Source organism: Candidatus Krumholzibacteriota bacterium (assembly GCA_016931295.1).
GTDB lineage: Bacteria > Krumholzibacteriota > Krumholzibacteriia > Krumholzibacteriales > Krumholzibacteriaceae > JAFGEZ01.
Map to the genome: position 1 here is coordinate 1 of JAFGEZ010000034.1, position 19,546 is coordinate 19,546.

Genomic DNA, 19,546 nt, shown 5'->3' on the forward strand with positions numbered 1-19,546 from the left:
AGGGAATGGGGCTGGGCGCCCCGATACGATCTCGAGCGGATGACCGCGGACATGCTGTCCACGCTCTCCGAGCGGCGGAAAAAGGGACTCATCGAATACGGAAGCGAGTGACCGAAAGGGAGGACGAGATGTTCACGATCAGAGAGGAACTGGCGAAGACGCTCGACGGCATCAGGGGCGAGGGCCTCTACAAGGTCGAGCGCGTGATCACCTCCGACCAGAAGGCGGACATCACCGTCGAGGGCGGCAGGCGGGTGATCAATTTCTGCGCCAACAACTATCTCGGTCTCGCGAACGATCCGTCCCTCATCGAAGCGGCGAAGAAGGCGATGGACACGCACGGACTCGGCCTCTCGTCCGTGCGCTTCATCTGCGGCACGCAGGACATCCACAAGGAGCTCGAGCGGAAGATCGCCGAATTCTTCGGCACGGACGACACGATCCTCTACGCCGCCTGCTTCGACGCGAACGGCGGTCTCTTCGAGCCGCTCCTCTCCGCCGAGGACGCCATCATCAGCGACGAGCTCAACCACGCATCCATCATCGACGGCGTCAGGCTCTGCAAGGCGAAGCGGTACCGCTACCGGAACAACGATATGGAGGACCTGCGCGCGCAGCTCGATCAGGCGAAGGCGGACGGCGCGAAACGGATCATGATCGCCACCGACGGCGTGTTCTCGATGGACGGTATCGTCGCCAGGATCGACGAGATCTGCGACATCGCGGAGGAAGGCGGCGCGATGGTCATGGTCGACGACTGCCACGGCACGGGCTTCTTCGGACCGACGGGGCGGGGCAGCGTCGAACACTGCGGCGCCCTCGGCAGGGTCGACGTCATCACCTCGACGCTCGGCAAGGCGATGGGCGGCGCCTCGGGAGGCTTCACGACGGGGCGGAAGGAGATCATCGATCTCCTTCGCCAGCGCTCCCGGCCCTATCTCTTCTCGAACACCGTCGCGCCCGCGATCGTCGGCGCCTCGATCAGGGCCTTCGAGATGCTCACCGAGGCGAGCGACCGACGCGAGACGCTCGTGAAGAACACGAGATACTTCCGCGAGAAAATGACCGCGGCCGGCTTCGACATCGTCCCCGGAGAGCATCCGATCGTTCCGGTGATGCTCGGCGACGCGAAACTGTCGCAGCGCATGGCCGACCGGCTGCTCGAGGAGGGGATCTACGTCATCGGGTTCTTCTTTCCCGTGGTGCCGAAGGGGAAGGCGCGCATCCGCGTCCAGGTGTCTGCCGCCCACTCGCAGGAGCACCTCGACCGGGCGATCGGGGCCTTCACGTCGGTCGGCAGGGAACTCGGCGTCGTCTCGTAGGGAGGGGGCGCATCCCGGCCGCGGGATACGCCCGTCCAACATGAATACCCTTGACTTTGGAGACTCGCGGAACAGTATGAATGTCCCTGGATGGAGCCGTTGCCGAACGACAAGGACGGCGGCGATACACCGCTCGAGGAGGTTTCGATGAGCGCCGAGTTCCTGACCACCCTGACCCGGATAATCCCCTGGGTCGGGATCGCCGGGCTGCTGATGGCCGTGATCACCTACTTCAACGTCAGACGGAAGCCCGCCGGATCGGAGTTGATGCAGAAGATCGCGGACAAGATTCACACGGGGGCGTTCGTGTTCCTGAAACGCGAATACTCGATCATCGCGGTCTTCGTGGTGGTCATCTTCGTCGTGCTGATGTTCGCGCTCAGCCTGCAGACCGCCGTCGCGTTCTTCTTCGGCGCCATCTGCTCGATGGCCGCGGGGCTGCTCGGCATGGAGGCGGCCACGAGAAGCAGCGTCCGCGCGTGCCAGGGGGCGAAGGACGGCGGGATCGGCCGCGCGCTCTCGATCGCGTTCAGCGGCGGTTCCGTCATGGGGATCAGCGTCGCGGCGCTCGGCGTCGTCGGACTCGGCTTCTATTTCCTGTTCACGAAGGATCCGCGGGTGATCAACGGGTTCGCGATGGGAGCGAGTTCGATCGCGCTCTTCGCGCGCGTCGGCGGCGGCGTCTACACGAAGAGCGCCGACGTCGGCGCGGACCTCGTCGGAAAGGTCGAGGCGGGGATACCCGAGGACGATCCGCGCAATCCCGGCGTCATCGCGGACAACGTCGGCGACAACGTCGGCGACACGGCCGGCATGGGCGCCGATCTCTTCGAGAGCTACGTGGGAAGCGTCGTCGCGACGATGGCCATAGCCGCGGCGATGAGCGGCGTCGACACGGTGAGGTGGATGGCCCTTCCCCTCGTGCTGATCGCGATCGGACTCGTCTGCTCGACGATCGGCATCTTCTCGATCTCGGTCCTCAAGAAGGCCGGTCCCCAGGCGGCCCTCCGCTACAGCGAATACTTCGCCGGCATCCTCTTCATCGGCGGGGCGTACATGGCGATCCGCCGGATCGTCGGGGTCATCGATCCCTTCTATGCGATCCTCGCGGGGATCGTGGCGGGTGTTCTGATCGGGATGGAGAGCGAGCACTACACCTCCGGCTCCCCGGTGCGGACGGTGGCGAGATCGAGCGAGACGGGGGCGGCCACGACGATCATCACCGGTCTCGCCGTCGGGTTCGAGAGCACCATCATGCCGATCATCACGCTCGTGGTGGCGATGTACGTGGCCTTCAACTACGGCGGCGGTCTCTACGGGATAGCGATCTCGGCGGTCGGCATGCTCTCGACGATCGGGATCGTCATGTCCACCGACTCCTACGGCCCGATCGCCGACAACGCCGGCGGTATCGCGGAGATGAGCAAGGCGGGGCCCGAGATCAGGAAGATCACCGACAAGCTCGACTCGATAGGCAACACGACCGCCGCGATCGGCAAGGGCTTCGCGATCGGCTCGGCCGCCCTGACCGCGCTCGCGCTCTTCAGCGCCTACACGCGCACGATCGGACAGGGGATGGGCGGCGATCAGCCGTTCGTCATCAATCTCACCGACGCGACCACGGTCATCGGTCTCTTTCTCGGCGCCGCGATGCCGTTCGTGATCGCCTCCTTGACGATCAAGGGAGTCGGCCGCGCGGCGAACAAGATGGTCATCGAGATCCGCAGGCAGTTCCGGGAGATCGCGGGGCTCATGGAAGGAACCGCCGAGCCCGACACGGAGACCTGCGTTGATATCGTCACCCGGTCGGCGCTCAGGGAGATGATCCTGCCGGGCGTCATCGCGATCGCCGCGCCGCTCTTCGTGGGGTTCGTCATCGGTCCGGCGGCCCTGGGCGGTTTCCTCGCCGGCGCGACGGCGACGGGCGTTTTGATGGGCATCTTCATGTCGAACGCCGGCGGCACCTGGGACAACGCGAAGAAATGGATCGAGGAGGGGAATCTCGGCGGCAAGGGAACGCCGGTGCACGCGGCCGCCGTCGTGGGCGACACGGTCGGCGATCCCCTGAAGGACACGACGGGACCGAGCATGAACATACTCATAAAGCTCATGTCGGTCGTCTCGCTCGTCTTCGCGCCGCTCCTGATCCGCTGAGGCGGGAAAGAGGCCCGGAAGGAATTCGAGGCGCCCCCGCGGAAATCTCTTGCGGGGGCGTTTCGCATACCCGATATTAGTTGAGTAAAAAGGTAGGTTATTGTCATGAGACAGGAGGCCCCATGAAGATCAGGACCATCTCATTGATGCTCATCGTCCTCGTTGCCGCCGCCGTGGGAGCGGTTGCCGGGGAGAAGGCGTCGTACTGCACGGTCTGCGGGTACGCGATCGACGCGAAGACGGCTGTCGAGAAAACTCGCGGCGACATGACGTTCCGCTTCTGCTGCGAGAGCTGCGCGGCGTGCTTCGACCGGCACGGCGACCGGATCGCCGCCGGCCGTTCCCTCGATCCCGTCTGCGGGATGGAGTTCGACCGGGCGAAGGGCGTTCGGGCGGTCGTCGGCGAGCGCGAGGTGTGGTTCTGCAGCGAGACGTGCCGCGATACCTTCGTCAAGACGCCGGAGAAGTACGCGAAGGCCTGTCTCGTCAAGTGCGAGAAGGGCGAGGCGTGCTGCGGCGCCACCGGCCCGAAGCGCGGATGCGGGGCCGATACGAAGAAGAAGGCGTCCGCAGGCTGCGGCGGATGCGCCGCCGACGGCTGCAAGCATCCCGGCTGACCGGGCGCACGATACGGCAGGACTCACACGGACCCCGGTCGCTCCGCCGGGGTCCTTTTTGCGTCTTGAACTCTCTCCGGGTGCTGGTATGATCGGTCCGGTCGGCAAGCGCTTCGCAGGCCCACCACGCGACGGATCGCCCTTCGAAAGGGGGAGATGACGATGGCGCTCACCGTCGGGATCGTCGGTTTGCCGAACGTCGGGAAGTCGACGCTGCTGAACGCCCTGGCGGACGCCGGGGCCGAGGCGTCGAACTATCCCTTCTGCACCATCGATTGCAACCGGGGGGTCGTGCCGGTGCCCGACGAGCGTCTCGAGACCCTCGCGTCGATCCTGCAGCCGAAAGAGGTGATTCCGGCGACGATCACCTTCGTCGACATCGCCGGCCTCGTCGAGGGGGCGAGCCGGGGCGAAGGACTCGGCAACCGCTTCCTGCACCACGTCCGCGAGGCGAACGCGCTGGCCCACGTCCTGCGGTGTTTCGCGGACGACGACGTCAGCCACGTGAGCGGGACCATCGACCCCCTTCGCGACCTGGACATCGTGGACACCGAGCTGTTCCTCGCCGATCTCGAGCGGGTGGAGAGCCGCATAGACAAGGAACTCGTCAAGGCGAAGGCGAAGAAGAAGGAGGAACTCCACGAGCTGGAATTCCTCAGGTCGGTCAGGGACCTGATCGCCGCCGGCGAACGCATCGACGAGACGGAGGTGAACGAATCGGTACGCCACGTCTGGGAGGATCTGCGGCTGTTGACCGCGAAACCCCGGATCATCGTGCTGAACGCGGGCGAAGAGGATCCGACAGGCGCGTCGAGCGAGGCCTGCAGGCGCGTCGCCGGTCGTTTCGGCGAGGGCGCCGTCTTCGTCGTCTCGGCGAAGCTCGAGAGGGAGATCGCCGCTCTTCCGCCGGGGGAACGAGGCGTCTTCATCGAGGAACTCGGTGTCGGCGCCGGCGCGCGCGAGCGCTTCATCCTGAAGTGCCACGACACCCTCGGCCTCGTCAGATACTACACCGCCGCCAACGACAAGCTCCAGGCGTGGTCCGTCCCCCGCGGCACGACAGCCCCGCGGGCGGCGGGGAAGATCCACACGGACATGGAGAGCGGATTCATCAGGGCGAAGGTGATGAGCTTCGAGGATCTCGTCGCATGCGGATCGGAGGCGGCCGTCCGCACGCACGGCCATCTCCGGACGGAAGGGCACGAGTACGTCGTCAAAGACGGCGACGTGATCGAATACCTCTTCAACCGGTAGGCGGCCGCGGTGGCTTCGCGAATGCACGGAACGATCGAACATCCCGCGGACATGGGCATCTTCGGCCGCGGCGATACCCTGGCCGTTTCCCTCGAGGAAGCGGCGCTGGCGATGTTCGAACTCGTCGTCGACGCCGAGGGCCTCGGAACGCCGACGGAACGGCTCCGCGTCTCCTGCGAGGCGGACGATCCAGCCGAACTGCTCCTCGAGTTCCTGAACACCCTCATCACGGCAGCCGACATCGCGGACCTGGTCTTCGTTTACGTCGAGATCCTTTCCATCGTGGAAGGGGAATCCGGGTGGCGCATGGAGGCGGATGCGTCCGGGATGCGGCGGAGCGCGTTCGAGGGGCGTCTTCTCGCGGAGGTCAAGGCGGCCACGCCGTGCGGGCTGCACGTCGGCCGGGATCGAAACGGAAGATGGGAATCGCGGTGCGTGCTCGATCTGTAGGAGGGACCCGGTGGGCCTGATCGACGTGAGGCAGATCAACGAATTCCTGTGGGAGATCCCGCGAAACGGTCCGATGCTCGTCCCCGGAAGGATCTACGCAAACCGGCGTTCGATGGAATTCCTTCTCGCCGAGAGCGGGCGGAACGCGTGGGACGCGTTGCGCCAGGTGAGGAACGTCGCCTGCCTGCCGGGCATCCAGACCGCTTCGCTCGCCATGGCCGACATCCATCCCGGATACGGGTTTCCGATCGGCGGCGTCGGCGCCTTCGACACGGGAACGGGCGTCGTGACGATCGCCGGCGTCGGGTTCGACATCAACTGCGGGGTCAGGGCGATGGCGGTGGACGTGGCGAGAAAGGAGGTCGAGCGGCGTCGGGAATCCCTTGCCGACGTGCTCTTCGCCCACGTGCCGGCCGGCGTCGGATCGACGGGGGACCTGCGACTCTCCGCCGCGGAAGTCGACGACGCGCTCGTGCGCGGAGCCCGGTTCTCCCTCGAACGGGGCTACGGGATTCCCGGGGACCTCGAGTACATCGAGGAGGGGGGCGTCGTCGACGGGGCGGACCCGGCCGCGGTAAGCGACCGCGCGAAAAAGCGCCAGCTCAGCCAGGTCGGAACGCTCGGCTCGGGCAATCACTACCTCGAGGTGCAGTACGTCGACGAGGTGTACGACGATCGGGCCGCGGCCGCCTTCAGACTGTCGTCCGGGACGGTCGTGGTGAGCATCCACACGGGGAGCCGGGCTCTCGGACACCAGATCGGCACGGATTACCTGAAGATCCTGCGACGTGCGAGCGAGAAGTACGGATTGCACGTTCGCGAGGCCGAGCTGGTGGGCGCGCCGATCGACAGCCCCGAGGGCCGGCGGTACATCTCTGCGGTCAATGCGGGGATCAACTGCGGATTCGCCAACAGGCAGGCGATCGCCGGTATCGTGCGGCGCGCCTTCCAGGGCTTCTTCTCGCTCGGCGACGAGGCGATCAGGACAATCTACGAGGTCGGTCACAACAACCTCAAGTTCGAGACGCATCTCGTCGACGGCGAAAGGAAGCGTCTTCTCGTCCATCGAAAGGGCGCGACGCGCGCCTTCGGGCCGGGTCGGCCCGAGGTGCCGGCGGCGTATCGCGAGGTCGGGCATCCGGTTCTCGTGGGGGGGACGATGGGGACCGCCTCCTTCGTTCTCGTGGGCACCGCGCGGGGGATGGAGGAGACCTTCGGCAGTTCCGTGCACGGCGCCGGGCGTCTCTTCTCGCGCAAGAAGGCGCTCGGGACGTGGCGGTCGGAACGGGTCATCGAGGATCTCGGACGCGAGGGGATCGTCGTCAGGACGCACGGCAAAAAGAGCGCCGCGGAGGAAGCGCCCGGCGCGTACAAGGACGTCGAAGATGTCGTCGCCGTGATGGAGGGGGCGGGTGTCAGCCGCCGCGTCGTCCGGTTGAGACCGATCATCTGCATCAAGGGCTAGGAAAGAACGCGGTTTCCCTCGACGCCGGGTTCCTTCCTATTCCAGGGGCTCCCACTCGGCCGTGCTTTCCAGGCGCAACCGGCACTTGCCAGACGAGACCCACCGGTTCTCGTGGTTGTAGCTCCAGCCCAGGTACTCTGAGTCGCCGCCGCCCTCGGTCGTCACGAGGAACCGGTTCGAGACGCCGCCGAAGGCCGCCGCCTGGTCGGCGGGCCATTCGCGGTCTCCCGCGTTCGCGTCGACCGGCACCCAGCCGTAGTTCGGCAGGTAGATCTCGTTCCACCGGTGGAAGACGTCGTCGTAGCTGGCGTCGTCTCCGCGGACGACGAGCGATCCGACGTAACGGGCAGGGACGCCCGCCGCGCGGCAGAGGGCGATGAAGCTGAAGGAGTACTCGGAACAGGAGCCGGTCTTCCTGCGGAGGACGGTAGGCGCCGTATTCCATCCGCCCGCGAGCTCGTATTCCATGTTGGCGATCAGGTACTGGTACAGCCTGCGCGCTTTCCAGTACGGGTTCGTTTCCCCGCCGACGATCGAATCGACGAGCGAGCGTATGAAGGGATGCCCGAGGTCGAATTTGGCGTCGTCCGCGAGATAGGCCTCGCGGATTTCCCGCGGCATCTCCTCTCCGACATCCCCGGGGAAGACGAACCAGCGGATCGCCGACGTCTCGATCTCGGCTTGCATGGCGACCTCGACCGACGAGGCGGCCGTCAGGTTCTCGAAGCGGAAGACGGCGACGCGCTGGCCCCAGCGGTCGGTCTCGAACCGGTCCGGCTCCGGAACGAAGCGGGGCGGCGAAAGGAGCGTCTGGTTCTCCCGATCGCGCGGCACCGCGTAGCAGACCTCGAGCGAGACGATCGTCCCCGGACCGAGGACGTCCGCCTCGGTGGTGAAATCGACGACGGCACGCCGGGGCGAGGAGATCGCGTATTGCCGGTCGTCGCGGACGACGAGACGGTAGAGGAGATCGTCCTCGTAATCCGCGCACACGAGTTCGCCGTCCATCCACGCGAGCCCCCAGGTGTACGGACCGGGGGCATCGAGCGTGACGAGCACGAGGCCGGAGGCCGGATCGACCAGGTATATCCGGTCGCGGATACGGTCGGAGCACCAGAGGCGCTCGCCGTCGAAGGCGAGCGAGCGGGAATCCGACGCCGGCGCCCGGAAGGACCGGATCGTCGTTCCGTCTCCCGGGTCGATACGGGCGATGACGTCGGTCCGGTTGTCGCAGATCCAGAGGTACGCTCCGTCCCATGCGATGCCGGTCGGGGACGGCGTGGGCGACTCGATGGACCGGACGGTGAATCCGTTCGACGGATCGGTCGCATAGATGCGGCCGTCGGCGGGATCGGTGCTCCAGAGGAGTTTGCCGTCCCATGCGAGACCGGAGGGGAAATAGCCGGGAGCGACGAGGGAGTCGAGAACGGCGCCGTTGGCCGGGTCGATCCCGTAGAAACGGTCCGTTGACCGGTCGGCGACCCACAGCCGGGAGCCGTCGAACGCGACCCCGGTCGGATGCGAGACGCGGAGGGGGATCGTTCCCGCCACGTCGCCCGGCGCCGCGGCGGCGGGAAGAGCGACCAGCAGGAGGGCCAGGAGAATGAATGACGGCGCGCCGGCGAGAAGCGCCGGACGAGAATCGATCTGTCCCATGTCCGCCTGTCCTTGTGAAGTTGGTTTTGACGATCCAATGACGATCGGGGAAATTGTATCGGAGAACGGTGCGGGCCGCAACCGGTTTCCGGCCGGCAGGTTCCTGACGCGGGAACTCCCGGTTTACACGGATTACCCTCTCTGCTAGAATGGGTTACGGAATGCGGCCCCGGGAGAGGAAGGCACGGCGGGAATGAAGAGACAAACGAGGGGATACGCGGCCGCGATCGTGGCGGTCGCGCTGTTGGCGAGGGGGGGCGTCGCGGCGGAGCGGGTCTGCGCCGCCGGCGGGATGGTCGTGTCCGCCTGTCCGATCGCGACGGCGGTCGGGGCGGAGGTCCTCGCGAACGGGGGAAACGCCGTCGATGCGGCCGTCGCCGTGGGATTCGCGCTCGCGGTCACCTGGCCGCCCGCAGGGAACGTCGGCGGTGGCGGCTTCATGGTGTTCCGCGGGGCCGGGGGAGAGACCGCCTTCTTCGATTTCAGGGAGACGGCGCCCCTCGGGGCGTCGAGAGACATGCACCTCGGTTTCGACGGAGAGCCGATCGACGCGGCGAGCCGCCTCGGGCACCGCGCGGGAGGCGTGCCGGGGACCGTCGCCGGGCTTGCCCTCGCGCACGAGCGCGCGGGGACGTTGCCCTGGAGTGAGCTTCTCGCCCCGGCCGTCCTGCTCGCGGAAGAGGGTTTCCGGGTGAGCGGGCATCTCGCCGCCTCTCTCCGAAGGCTCGATCCGTATATCGACCGGTTTCCCGGCCTCGCTCTCTTTCTCGGGCCGGACGGCCGTCTGCTGGACGAGGGATCGGTCCTCAGGAATCCCGATCTCGCAGCCGTGCTTCGCAGGATCGCCGACGGGGGCGCGGCGGGGTTCTACGACGGCGAGACGGCGCGGCTGATCGAGGAGGAGATGCTGCGGGGCGGCGGGCTCGTGACCCGGGAGGATCTTTGGCGATACCGGGCGATCGAACGTCGGCCGGTGGAGGGAACGTACCGCGGCAGACGGATCGTCTCGGCGCCGCCGCCGAGCGCCGGCGGGACAGCCCTCATCGAGATACTCAATATCCTCGAGGGTTTCGATCTCGCCGCCGACGGCCCTCTCTCCGACCGGGCAATCCACCGGATCGTCGAAGCGGAGAAGCGGGCCTTCGCCGACCGCGCAACGCACCTCGGCGACCCGGATTTCCGGCCGGTTCCCGTGGAGATGCTCTGTTCGAAGGAATACGCGGCAAGACTCCGGGAGGAAATCGGTCCAGAGGCGACGCCGTCGAGGCGGATCGCCGCGGCGGAAATCCCCGCCGGGGAGTCGCCGGAGACGACGCATTACTCCGTCCTCGACGCCGCGGGAAACGCCGTCGCCGTGACGACCACCCTGAACAGCTCCTTCGGATCGAAGACGGTCGTCGAGGGATGTGGGTTTCTCCTGAACAACGAGATGGACGACTTCTCGGTGAAACCGGGTGCGCCGAACCTCTACGGCCTGACGGGGGGGGAGGCGAACGCGATCGCCCCGGGAAAGCGGATGCTCTCCTCGATGACGCCGACGATACTCGTGGACGGCGACAGTGTCCTCGCCGTCCTCGGCACGCCGGGAGGATCGACGATCATCACGACCGTCGTCCAGCTCGTCGTCGATATCGTCGATTTCGGAATAAACGAGGCTGCCGCCGTCGCCGTGCCGAGATTTCACCACCAGTGGCTGCCCGATGTGATACAGTATGAGCGGGGCGCTTTCCCGCCCCCGATACGGACCGCACTCGAGGCCCGCGGACACAGCCTTCGCGAGCTCGACGATTCGATCGGCGACGCCCAGATCATCATCGCGGGAGACGGCTGCGCCTGCGGCGCGTCCGATCCGCGTGGCGGGGGCGCCGCGGAGGGTATCGACCCGATACGAAGGGAGACGACCAGATGAGAAAAGCGATCATAGTGACGACACTCGCGCTGCTCGTGGCCGCGACCGTGCCCGCTGCCGCCGCGGAACCGGATCCCTTCACCGTGCAACGCGTCTTCTGCCGTTTTCCGCTCGCCAGGGTGATTCCCCTCGACGACGGCAACGCCTGGGGAATGCTCTACGCGGACATCTACGGGAAGGTGCATCTGCGTCGCGCGACGACGGACGGCTGGAAAAGCGAATGGGAATGTCCCGGCCTCGGTTCCAAGGTGCGGAATTTCGTCCTGCGCGACATGGACATGGACGGATCCCCCGACATCGTCATCGCGACCTTCGGCGGGCGCATCCTCATCCACAACATGTACGACTACAGCGTCGACTGGGAGAACCTCGAGGACCGGTTCAACTCGATCGCCGCGTTCGAAGTCGCGAACATCGACGGAGATCCGCAGCCGGAAATGATCATTCTCGCCGACGGCCGGCTGCATATCCTCGACGGCAGGGACAAGAGCCGCCAGTGGATGAGCGAGCGGTCATTCGAGGCGACGGAGATCCTCGTCGAGAACGTCGACCAGGACGATCAGCTCGAGATCGTCTTCAACTCGGGGATCATACTCGATACCCGGTTCTTCAGCATCGAGCTCGAGTGGGGAAAGGCCTTCGGCGAACGGATCGCCGCCTACGACATGAACGATGACGGCGTGCCCGATATCGTCGGCGAATTCTCGGACTACTCCCTGCGCATCTTCGATGTACGAGCCAAGCGGGAGGTCTGGTGAGCATGGCCCTCTACGGCAAGATCCTGCGGATATTCGACGAAACGACGCTTCTCGCGGGCATCGGCGAACGCGACGGCCTGAAGCGTGGCGATCGCGTCGCCGTCGTCGAGCGGGGCGAGGAGATCGTCGAGCCGGAGACGGGGGAGTCCCTCGGCATGCTCGAGACGATCAAGGTCGAGCTCGTCGCCGTCGACGTCCAGGAGCGGATGAGCGTCCTTTGCACGACCGTCTCGGTCTCCGGCAGGGAGACGATGCCGCTGAGCGAGCGGATGGTCCGGGACTCGATGCCGGGAGACGCGCGCGAGCGGATGAATGTCGCGAGCGGCGCGAAAGCCGGACTGCCATCGGTTTCTGTCGTCCGTGCGGGGGACCTGCTGCGGGTCGTCGATACCGTCAACGGCCGTTGACGGTCCGGGGCGCGGCCGGGGATCGATCCCCGGCGGAATTTCCTGTTATTCGCTAAAATAGCACTTTATCGAGAGTGTTTCTTGTGATATACTACGCCCCATGTAAATAAGACAGTCGTACACCGTTGCAGGACAACAGGCAGATGACCGAAGGGGGGACACCTTGAAGAATACGCTAATGGCTGGTGTCGCCTGTGTTTTCGTGCTTGCCATGGTCGCGTCCGCGGATGCGATCACCTTCAAGCAGGAGAACTTTGCGCTGCTCGGGTCCGGTTCGTTGATGGATTCCCCCGTGCAGTTCAATGGCGACATTATCCAGGGAACGCTGGCTCCCGGGACGTTCTGGATCCGCCTCGACGATACGTCGTGGCCGTCGGACAATCCCGGTACGCCCGAGAACGAGCGTCTCGACTACGTATTGAGCCATTATTTCACCTATGACGCTACGCCGGGCAACGAGGGCTGGGACGGGTATTTCCCGCCGGCCGGGAGCGGCGAGCCCATGCCGAAATGGCGTTTCTATACCGTCGCCGGCGACACGCTCGGCGGGGACTGCAACAGTTTCGTCTTGACGATCCGCGACGTGGACGCCGACGGGATCGTCGACGAGGGTGAATACGCCAGGAAGGTGTTTTCCGCGAACTTCATCGCCTACATCAGTTACAGCGGGGGATGCTACAATTTCTTCTGCGGCGTCGGCAACTGCTCCGGCGCCCTCGACGTCACCGATCAGGAATCGCTGGAAGAGGAGCTGTACGTACCTTCGGCGACCTCGGCTTCCGGGAACATGATTCTCCGGGACGACAATTGTCACACCGCCACCGAGGCATCGAGCTGGGGCGGTATCAAGTCCATCTACAGGGACTGAGGACCGAGGCCGAAAGGACGTGATATGAGATGAAACATCTTCCTGCAATATTCCTGTTCTCCGCGATGCTGATCGCGCTGGTCGCGTGTCCGGCTTCTGCCCAGCTGCCCGACACGCTCCGGCTCGAATTCGACTTCGAGGGGATCGGAAATCTCGTCACCATGTCGCCTCCGGTCTACGCCGGGGACGTCACGTCGGGCGACCCCCTGGTCGCCGGCGGCACGTGGTGGGTCCAGATCGACGACGCCGGCTGGCCCGGAACCGCCGATCCCGCCGCCCGCTGGGAGTACATCTTCACGACCTTCTTCGTGTACGAGGGCTCGCCCTCGAACCACTGGAAGGCAACCTTCAACGACGTCACCCTTCCCGGGAAGCCCGTCTGGCAGATCGACGCGCCGAGCGGCACGCTCGGAGGCACGCTCGTCGTCGAGATCACGATTCCCGACTGGGACGTCGACGGGGTGCTCGATATCGACGAGCGCATGTTCTCGTTCTTTAACGGAACGATGATGGTGATGAAGTACGGGACGGGCGATTTCACGATTTACTGCGGCAGCGGATCCTACAACGGCACGGCGAGCAACGCCGATCCGGCGAACTTCGCGGACGATTTCGTGTCGGGCCACTGCCTGATGGACCTGGTCAATTGCGTGATCGGCGTCGAGCCGTCGTCGTGGAGCGCTCTAAAGACCCGTATGAGATAGCGGCGGTCAGTTCGGCTGGAACCCGATGGCGAGCCGCACCCACATCGCCGTCGGGGAGCCCTTTTCCAGCCCCGGCGAGAAGCGGATACGCCGGGCGGCCCTGACGGCCGCGCGGTTGAGGAGATCATGGGGAAGTCCGCGGGCGACATGCACCGCCTCGACTTCCCCTTTTTCATTCACGAAGACGAGCAGTTCCACCGTTCCCTCGATCCCGCGGGGAACGCCTTCCGGGTATTCGGGCCAGGGGATGTACAACGGTTTCGGTTCCACCGTCACGCGGCGGCGTCCGCCGCCGGCCCCGGGAGAACCGCCGCTGCTTCCTCCCTCGCGCGGCGCGATGTCGTCGGCCGGTTCCCCGAGCTCCGCGATGTCGAAGGTCTCGTCGACGGGATCCTCGGTGACGATCACGTTGTCGGTGATGACCGGTTCCGGCGTGTCGTCCGGCAGGGGGACGAGAGAGAAGGGACGGTCGAGGTAGCTGATGGACGTCGCATCCCCGTCGCCTGGAAGGTCGCGCCGGAAGACATCGAGCCACGCCGGCTTGAAGGAGACAACGAAGAGCAGGTGGATCAGCACGGCCGCGAGGACGATGACGAGCCAGGCGCCCCGGCTGCGCCGGGATCTCGGCCACCCCTGTCCTGTCCTCTCGGGCATGCCGTCCGGTCCCGTCTCCCGCGGCGTTTGCGCCGCGATCGAAAATAGTGTATTTTTCAACCGCCGTTACAGTATATAGTTTCATTCCGCCGAGTTCAAGTGGACGGAACGGGGTGAGCGCGTGACCCGGGGTACCGGCAGAAGGATGACCGTACCGAATCTCCTGACTTCTCTCCGCATTCTCATGGCGATAACGGCGGCCTGTCTGTTCGCCGGAACGGAGGCGACGGCGGTCGCCGCCCTGCTCTGCATCGCGGCCTCGATGCTCGACTGGCTCGACGGCTGGTACGCGCGGCGGTTCGGACAGACCACGGATCTCGGCGCCCATCTCGACCCCGCCGCCGACAAGATACTCGCCGGCGTGATCTACGTCGCGCTCGCGGCACGTTTCCGCTGGCCATGGTTCTCCTATCTCGTCGGCGTGATGGCTGTGAGGGAGGCGGCCGTCACCCTCTACCGGCTCGTCCGAAGGCGCCGCACGGGACATCTGATGCCGGCGAGCAGGCTCGGCAAGGCGAAGACGCTCGTCCAGTGCGTCGTCGGCGACGTTCTGCTCTTCTGGACCTTCGTGCGCCCCGGTACGACGCCGTTCTTCACGCGCGAGGTCTTCGCGTTGATGCTGCTGACGACAGTTCTCACCGTCGATTCCGGGCTTCGGTACCTGTTGCCGAGATGCCCGGACGGCAAGAAACGCTCGGTTACCGAACGGATCGCGCAGGCCGTCTTCGGCGTGCGCGCGAGGGAGTCGTGAGATGGATATCTACGAAGCGATACGGACGCGGACGAGCGTCAGATCCTATCTGCCGGATTCGATCGACGATGCCCGCCTCGGGCGCGTGCTCGACGCGGCGCGGCTCGCGCCATCCGGCAAGAACGGACAACCCTGGACCTTCATCGTCGTCCGGGATCCTTCGATCAGGCGTCGACTCGTCCCGGCATGCAAGGACCAGGCGTTCGTCGGGGAGGCTCCCGTCGTCGTCGTCGCCTGCGGGCGCGAGGAGCTGGCGTACCGGAAGATGGGGGGATACTGGAACAGCCTGCCCGTCGACATCGGGATCGCGTTCGAGCACCTGATGCTCGCCGCAGCGGCGGAGGGGCTCGGCACCTGCTGGATCGGGGCCTTCATCGAGGAGGATGTGCGGGAGATCCTCGGCGTGCCGGCGGACGTGAAGATCGTCGCGCTCACGCCCATCGGATATCCGGCCGCCGATCAAACGCCCCGGCCGCGGAAACCGATGGAAGAGATCCTCATGGAGAATCGCTGGGAGGAACGATGACCAGACCCATCGGCAGGACGATGTTCATCCTCTTGTTGATCGGAGCCTTCGTCTCCGCCCAGCAGGCGCGGGCGAACGAGTCCGTCTTCTCGAGGGCGCCGTCCCGGGCGCGAAACGACCTCTCCTCGCTCGTCGTGGACAACGGCCCGGACATGCAGGCCGTCGCGACGGCGACCTGGCGGGGGATGCCTCCCGACACGGTCGAGACGTACGACATCGAGCTCGAGGAGGACGAGGGGCCGGGATTGACGAAGGAAATCGTCATGTTCGCCATCATCGCCGCCGTGGTCGGCTACATGATCGTCACGCTCATCCAGCCCGACGACGACGAGACGTCGGTCGACGACGGAGGAAGCGGCAAGCCGACGCCGACCGCGACCCTCGCGATCCCGTTCGTTCGGTGACGACGAATTCCCCCGCTGCGTGCACGCTCTGATCAAAAACGGCGTCCTCCGCCGTCACGCCGGGAGCACGGGCGACCGGTTCGAGGCCGGGCGCATCTGTCCCCGAACCGTCGTTGACGTTTCGTTCCGTTTCCCCTCCCCCGAGAGAGAATGCAACCAGTCGTATGATTATGCGATGGTCGGCGCAGGTCAATTCGTTGTGGAATCGAGCGTTGCGCGTGAGGGAAGCACGGCACGATACTTGCGGAAGACCTGACGGGGCATTGCGTCCCGCACCGATCGGGCGAGGAGAAATGATGAACGTCGTCATCGAGGCGTTACCGGCGGAATACAGGGCGTTCAGCGAGGCCGTGCTCGCGTTCGGCAAGCTGTTGCTCCAGCGGCGGCTCTTTCCCGCCGGGCACCCGGCCGTCGACCGGACGGCCGAGGAGGCGCACCGGCGGATCGTCGAATTCATCGGGAACAGGGAGTCGGTATCCCTGAGGCTCGTCGATGGCACCGTCTGCTATCTCAACTTCGAACTGGGCGAGATCGACGGGCAGGACAAGGCGATCCACCTCCTCCGCGAGACGTTCAGGCGGCTTTCGGTCGGGGAGATGGAATTCAGCAGCGGTGTCCGGCCGGACGAACTCGTCGCGGTCGCGGAGATCTTCCTTGGATCGATACGACGGGACGCCGACGTCGAACTCCCCGAGGCCTGGTCGAAGGTGCGGCACGTCAAGATACGACACGGACGGGAGGGCGCGGCGTCGATGCTTCCCGTGCCCGCCGGACACGCGGCGCGGCGCGCAAGGCGGATCGCCGGACGGGAAACGCGGCCGAACGGGCGCGAGAGCAGGATGTCCCGCATCATCGACGGCGTGCTCGGCAGACTGGAGAAATTCCGCTCGCACGAGGGAAACATCGCCGGTCGGACGATCAGGGAACTCGTCGAGCGCGAGGGAGAAAACACGCCGGTCATCCTCCTTCTCAACTCGCTGAAGTCCTACGACGATTACACGTTCGCCCATTCCGTGAACGTCGCGGTCATCTCGGCGGCGGTCGCACGGCGGCTGGGAATGCCGCAGGCGGAGATCAGCAGCGTCGGCGTCGCCGCGCTGCTCCACGACATCGGGAAGCTCTACGTGCCGCGGTCCATCATCCACAAGGCGGGTCGCCTGACACCGGCCGAGTGGCAACTCGTGAAGAAGCATCCCGTCGACGGCGCGCGCATCCTCGCGGAAGAGGGCGTGGAGCAGAAGATACGCAGGGTCGCGTACGAACACCACCTGCGCTTCGATGGCCACGGTTATCCGACGGTCGGCGAAAACTACGAGCAGCTCACTGCGAGCCACATCGTCCGTATCGCCGATTCCTACGACGCACTGACGACGAAACGGGCCTACCGCAAACAGCTCAGCCCGTACGAGGCGATCAAGCTGATGGAACGGACGCGCGGCTCCGAGTTCCATCCCGATTGCATGGACATCTTCCTGAGGGTCCTCGGAAACCTGCCGATCGGCAGCATCGTGCGGCTGAATACGGGGGAAAGGGCCGTCGTCGTCGGCACGAACGCCGCACGGGGCGATCTGCCGATTGTTCGGCTCATCGCCGACGGCAATGGCGATACGGTGCACGACGGCGAACTCGTCGATCTCAACGACGGCTCGTCGGGAAAGAGGCGCCTCGCCGGGATCGACGAGAACGCCGTTCGCGACGTCGACGTGGGGCGGTATCTCGTGGAAGCGTAGAACGACCCAGGGCGGTCATCCTCACGTGTGTGCAGGCGATCACCCCGGGTCGAAGATGCGTCGCGCCCTACTTCAGCGTGCCGGGCGAACCGATCTGCTTCAGCGGGTCGTACACCGTCCAGGTGTACTGGATGTCCTTCGTTTTCGAATGAACGAGGAACTGCAGCTTCCCGCCGCTCTTGATCGGACGATCGCCGGTGCGGGCCGCGTAGTCCTCGCCGTCCGTGACGGCGACCCAGCCCTTCGGCGCGTAGACGTCGACGATCGAGGCGGACGGGTCGATGAGCTTGAGTCCGTAGATGCTCGTGCCCGTGGCGGCGACGTCGAGCCTGATCAGGTATGTGCCGTTCTCGAGCTCGGTCGTCGATCGGGCGATCGTGGCCGGGGCGGCGGAGAGGCTGGTGGCGGCGACGAGGGCAATGGCCATGATGAAAAGCACGCAGGGTTTGAGCTTAGCCATTTCCTTTCCCCCAATGATGTTACAAAGAATACCCGATGTAATTTACAAGAAAGCAGCTCTAGTGCGCTGTCGTTTACAGTGTTATTATACCACATTCCTTGCAACCGTGTCGAGGGCGAGAAGGATTTTCCCGGAAAAGAGGGCATCTCTGCCACGCGCCGTCGCCGCGCCGGGGCGCGCTTTTTCATAACATGCGGTAATGTATTATGTTACATGATCGCGCGCAGCGGTACGGCCGTTGCGACGCGATTTGGCCATACGCGTCGGGAGAGCGTTCGCATCTGCGCGGCCGACGCCGGTGGCATGTTCCTTTCATTCCTTGTCAGCCGTGTCGCGCGACGGGCGGCCGTCGCGCCGAAGGCAGCCGTAACGGACGTAACGACAGGAGCGCATGCATGTCTTCTTCCATCCTCATCGTGGACGACGAAGTGCATCTTGCACGGATACTGCAGTTCACGCTCGAACACGCGGGGTACGAGGTCCACACGGCCTTCGACGGCGAGGAGGCGCTTCATGCGGCGCGGAAGGAGAAACCGGATCTCGTCATCCTCGATCTCATGCTGCCGATCATCGACGGCTACGAGGTCTGCAATATCCTGAAGGGCGAAGAGGATTTCGCCCGGACGCCGGTGATCATTCTCTCCGCGCGCGATCTGTCGAGCGAAGAGATCGCCGGCGGGATACGCGCGGACCGTTTCATGGAGAAGCCGTTCAATTCGGTCGTGTTGATCGAGACGATCGAGGAGCTGCTGTCGGAAGCCGTCACCGGCGATTGATACCGATTCCCCCTACGCAGGCTGCATGAAGAGCGGATCCCCCGCGTCGTCCGCCGAAGCGCGCGCCCCGTCGGCGCCGGCGATCGACGAGCGCTTGCGCTCGATCATCTCGGCGATCCGTTCGTTTACCACCGAGGGATGCGCGTCCAGGAGGGCTTTGAGCGCCTCGTACTCCTCCCGCTCGCGATCGCGAAGCGCCTCGACCGTGTCGTCGAACCCGGCGGCGAATCCGGCGAAGGGCCCGTCGGCGTCGGCGGCCGTACGGGCGGGGAACTCGCCGCGTCCAAGCGCGTGGATTCCCCGTTCGACCGTCTCGAGCGGACGGAAGATCCTCGAGGTGACCAGGTGGGAGAGCAGGAAGAGGGAGGCCGCGAGGACGGCGCCGAACCCGAATGTGTTGACGATCAGCGATCCCTTGAGGCGGGATACGACCTCTTCGAGCTCGGGAATCTGGCTCGCGATGGCCGATTGTCCCGAGACGAGGCCGACGTAGAATGACATGCCGAAGGCGATCGCGACGACCAGCATGCTCCCCACGAGCAGGAAGCGGAAACGGGCGCGCAGGGCGGCGGCGAGGTCGCCGGAGGGCCGGCGGACGGGTCCGCGGGATTCGTCGATCATGTTCGTTTCCCCCTGGCGGTCGGCGATCGTCCGGTCGCCGGCCGATTTCCGTTCAGTTCG

20 protein-coding genes are annotated in these 19,546 nt (G+C 65.5%); 16 read left to right on the forward strand and 4 right to left on the reverse strand.

Features of this window, described 5'->3' with window-relative positions; all coding sequences use genetic code 11:
- Positions 1 to 128: 128 nt before the first annotated feature.
- The 6 genes from kbl to JW876_08515 all read left to right on the forward strand — a co-directional run bounded on the left by kbl (position 129) and on the right by JW876_08515 (position 7,262).
- Positions 129 to 1,322 carry a glycine C-acetyltransferase gene (gene kbl / locus JW876_08490; GenBank protein ID MBN1885545.1) on the forward strand — a complete coding sequence of 398 codons (1,194 nt, stop codon included), beginning with the start codon at positions 129 to 131 and terminating at the stop codon, positions 1,320 to 1,322.
- Between the two features lie 147 nt (positions 1,323 to 1,469).
- Entirely contained in the window at positions 1,470 to 3,476 is a 2,007-nt protein-coding gene (locus JW876_08495) for a sodium-translocating pyrophosphatase (protein MBN1885546.1), read from the forward strand.
- A gap of 122 nt (positions 3,477 to 3,598) precedes the next feature.
- Positions 3,599 to 4,093, forward strand: a complete 495-nt coding sequence (locus JW876_08500) for a hypothetical protein (protein ID MBN1885547.1) — start codon at positions 3,599 to 3,601, stop codon at positions 4,091 to 4,093.
- 162 nt (positions 4,094 to 4,255) lie between these two features.
- Complete coding sequence (ychF, locus tag JW876_08505) at positions 4,256 to 5,347, forward strand: redox-regulated ATPase YchF (GenBank protein MBN1885548.1); 1,092 nt, start codon at positions 4,256 to 4,258, stop codon at positions 5,345 to 5,347.
- Between the two features lie 9 nt (positions 5,348 to 5,356).
- Entirely contained in the window at positions 5,357 to 5,797 is a 441-nt protein-coding gene (locus tag JW876_08510) for an archease (GenBank protein ID MBN1885549.1), read from the forward strand.
- A 73-nt stretch (positions 5,798 to 5,870) separates the two neighbouring features.
- On the forward strand, positions 5,871 to 7,262 hold the full coding sequence (locus JW876_08515; protein MBN1885550.1) for an RtcB family protein: 1,392 nt from the start codon (positions 5,871 to 5,873) through the stop codon (positions 7,260 to 7,262).
- A gap of 36 nt (positions 7,263 to 7,298) precedes the next feature.
- Here JW876_08515 and JW876_08520 read toward each other — a convergent pair whose 3' ends face one another.
- Positions 7,299 to 8,918: a transglutaminase gene (locus JW876_08520; GenBank protein MBN1885551.1), complete on the reverse strand. Its 1,620-nt coding sequence runs from the start codon at positions 8,916 to 8,918 to the stop codon at positions 7,299 to 7,301.
- A gap of 193 nt (positions 8,919 to 9,111) precedes the next feature.
- Here JW876_08520 and ggt point away from each other — a divergent pair, with 193 nt between their 5' ends.
- The 5 genes from ggt (at position 9,112) to JW876_08545 (ending at position 13,564) form a co-directional block, all read left to right on the forward strand.
- Complete coding sequence (gene ggt / locus JW876_08525; GenBank protein ID MBN1885552.1) at positions 9,112 to 10,827, forward strand: gamma-glutamyltransferase; 1,716 nt, start codon at positions 9,112 to 9,114, stop codon at positions 10,825 to 10,827.
- Positions 10,824 to 11,585, forward strand: coding sequence for a hypothetical protein (locus JW876_08530; protein MBN1885553.1), 762 nt, complete (start codon positions 10,824 to 10,826; stop codon positions 11,583 to 11,585). Before ggt ends, JW876_08530 begins: the two co-directional genes overlap by 4 nt.
- A complete protein-coding gene (locus JW876_08535) occupies positions 11,582 to 11,992 on the forward strand; it encodes a hypothetical protein (protein MBN1885554.1) in 411 nt (136 codons plus the stop codon). Before JW876_08530 ends, JW876_08535 begins: the two co-directional genes overlap by 4 nt.
- 163 nt (positions 11,993 to 12,155) lie before the next feature.
- A complete protein-coding gene (locus tag JW876_08540; GenBank protein MBN1885555.1) occupies positions 12,156 to 12,860 on the forward strand; it encodes a hypothetical protein in 705 nt (234 codons plus the stop codon).
- A 29-nt stretch (positions 12,861 to 12,889) separates the two neighbouring features.
- On the forward strand, positions 12,890 to 13,564 hold the full coding sequence (locus JW876_08545) for a hypothetical protein (GenBank protein MBN1885556.1): 675 nt from the start codon (positions 12,890 to 12,892) through the stop codon (positions 13,562 to 13,564).
- 6 nt (positions 13,565 to 13,570) lie between these two features.
- Here JW876_08545 and JW876_08550 read toward each other — a convergent pair whose 3' ends face one another.
- Positions 13,571 to 14,218 (reverse strand): TonB family protein, encoded by a 648-nt coding sequence (locus JW876_08550; protein MBN1885557.1) that lies wholly within the window; start codon positions 14,216 to 14,218, stop codon positions 13,571 to 13,573.
- Between the two features lie 145 nt (positions 14,219 to 14,363).
- Here JW876_08550 and JW876_08555 point away from each other — a divergent pair, with 145 nt between their 5' ends.
- From JW876_08555 to JW876_08570, 4 genes are all read left to right on the forward strand, one after another.
- A complete protein-coding gene (locus JW876_08555; GenBank protein ID MBN1885558.1) occupies positions 14,364 to 14,969 on the forward strand; it encodes a CDP-alcohol phosphatidyltransferase family protein in 606 nt (201 codons plus the stop codon).
- A gap of 1 nt (position 14,970) precedes the next feature.
- Positions 14,971 to 15,495, forward strand: a complete 525-nt coding sequence (locus JW876_08560) for a nitroreductase family protein (GenBank protein ID MBN1885559.1) — start codon at positions 14,971 to 14,973, stop codon at positions 15,493 to 15,495.
- Positions 15,492 to 15,899: a hypothetical protein gene (locus JW876_08565; protein MBN1885560.1), complete on the forward strand. Its 408-nt coding sequence runs from the start codon at positions 15,492 to 15,494 to the stop codon at positions 15,897 to 15,899. The genes JW876_08560 and JW876_08565 overlap by 4 nt, the downstream gene beginning before the upstream one ends.
- Positions 15,900 to 16,195: 296 nt before the next feature.
- Positions 16,196 to 17,629 (forward strand): HD-GYP domain-containing protein, encoded by a 1,434-nt coding sequence (locus JW876_08570; protein MBN1885561.1) that lies wholly within the window; start codon positions 16,196 to 16,198, stop codon positions 17,627 to 17,629.
- A 67-nt stretch (positions 17,630 to 17,696) separates the two neighbouring features.
- On the opposite strand, the gene JW876_08575 is transcribed toward JW876_08570, so the two are convergent.
- Positions 17,697 to 18,089 carry a hypothetical protein gene (locus JW876_08575; GenBank protein MBN1885562.1) on the reverse strand — a complete coding sequence of 131 codons (393 nt, stop codon included), beginning with the start codon at positions 18,087 to 18,089 and terminating at the stop codon, positions 17,697 to 17,699.
- A gap of 395 nt (positions 18,090 to 18,484) precedes the next feature.
- Here JW876_08575 and JW876_08580 point away from each other — a divergent pair, with 395 nt between their 5' ends.
- Positions 18,485 to 18,865, forward strand: coding sequence for a response regulator (locus tag JW876_08580; GenBank protein MBN1885563.1), 381 nt, complete (start codon positions 18,485 to 18,487; stop codon positions 18,863 to 18,865).
- A 12-nt stretch (positions 18,866 to 18,877) separates the two neighbouring features.
- On the opposite strand, the gene JW876_08585 is transcribed toward JW876_08580, so the two are convergent.
- Positions 18,878 to 19,486, reverse strand: coding sequence for a hypothetical protein (locus JW876_08585; GenBank protein ID MBN1885564.1), 609 nt, complete (start codon positions 19,484 to 19,486; stop codon positions 18,878 to 18,880).
- Positions 19,487 to 19,546 lie beyond the last annotated feature (60 nt).

Coding starts and splice junctions, on each gene's coding strand:
- JW876_08545 (MBN1885556.1), top strand. CDS start 12,890: ATGAAACATCTTCCTGCAATATTCCTGTTCTCCGCGATGCTGATCGCG.
- JW876_08585 (MBN1885564.1), bottom strand. CDS start 19,486: ATGATCGACGAATCCCGCGGACCCGTCCGCCGGCCCTCCGGCGACCTC.
- ggt (MBN1885552.1), top strand. CDS start 9,112: ATGAAGAGACAAACGAGGGGATACGCGGCCGCGATCGTGGCGGTCGCG.
- JW876_08515 (MBN1885550.1), top strand. CDS start 5,871: ATGCTCGTCCCCGGAAGGATCTACGCAAACCGGCGTTCGATGGAATTC.
- JW876_08580 (MBN1885563.1), top strand. CDS start 18,485: ATGTCTTCTTCCATCCTCATCGTGGACGACGAAGTGCATCTTGCACGG.
- JW876_08570 (MBN1885561.1), top strand. CDS start 16,196: ATGAACGTCGTCATCGAGGCGTTACCGGCGGAATACAGGGCGTTCAGC.
- JW876_08560 (MBN1885559.1), top strand. CDS start 14,971: ATGGATATCTACGAAGCGATACGGACGCGGACGAGCGTCAGATCCTAT.
- ychF (MBN1885548.1), top strand. CDS start 4,256: ATGGCGCTCACCGTCGGGATCGTCGGTTTGCCGAACGTCGGGAAGTCG.
- JW876_08520 (MBN1885551.1), bottom strand. CDS start 8,918: ATGGGACAGATCGATTCTCGTCCGGCGCTTCTCGCCGGCGCGCCGTCA.
- JW876_08565 (MBN1885560.1), top strand. CDS start 15,492: ATGACCAGACCCATCGGCAGGACGATGTTCATCCTCTTGTTGATCGGA.
- JW876_08530 (MBN1885553.1), top strand. CDS start 10,824: ATGAGAAAAGCGATCATAGTGACGACACTCGCGCTGCTCGTGGCCGCG.
- JW876_08575 (MBN1885562.1), bottom strand. CDS start 18,089: ATGGCTAAGCTCAAACCCTGCGTGCTTTTCATCATGGCCATTGCCCTC.
- JW876_08500 (MBN1885547.1), top strand. CDS start 3,599: ATGAAGATCAGGACCATCTCATTGATGCTCATCGTCCTCGTTGCCGCC.
- JW876_08495 (MBN1885546.1), top strand. CDS start 1,470: ATGAGCGCCGAGTTCCTGACCACCCTGACCCGGATAATCCCCTGGGTC.
- kbl (MBN1885545.1), top strand. CDS start 129: ATGTTCACGATCAGAGAGGAACTGGCGAAGACGCTCGACGGCATCAGG.
- JW876_08555 (MBN1885558.1), top strand. CDS start 14,364: ATGACCGTACCGAATCTCCTGACTTCTCTCCGCATTCTCATGGCGATA.
- JW876_08550 (MBN1885557.1), bottom strand. CDS start 14,218: ATGCCCGAGAGGACAGGACAGGGGTGGCCGAGATCCCGGCGCAGCCGG.